The sequence below is a fragment of the Bradyrhizobium sp. Kon69 genome (assembly GCF_055807515.1).
This window is the reverse complement of the sequence record NZ_JBVVOS010000550.1, coordinates 1-240: the sequence shown is the minus strand read 5'-3', so window position 1 is coordinate 240 and position 240 is coordinate 1. Positions and strand designations below refer to the sequence as shown.

Genomic DNA, 240 nt, shown 5'->3' with positions numbered 1-240 from the left:
CCATACATTGCATGGAACTGCAGCGGGCTGATCTGAGTGACAACAACGCCCGGTTTGCCGCTCGGCCAAGGCCGGTTTTCGATATCGCATTGCTCACCGATCGCCGCTTCCACGCCGCTTGCCTGCGCCATATAGGCGCGAACAACTGGCGAGCACGCAAATCGCGCCAGTGAGGTGTTATCGGCCAGAAGTTTCTCAAACAGCTCGATGCCTGCTCGATTGCACTCGACGGCGAACGAC

General features: G+C 58.8%; 1 protein-coding gene. It reads right to left on the bottom strand.

Features of this window, described 5'->3' with window-relative positions:
• Window positions 1–240, bottom strand: a 240-nt coding sequence (locus tag AC0L3U_RS40120) for a hypothetical protein (protein ID WP_473365228.1), incomplete at both ends; no start/stop codon positions are given.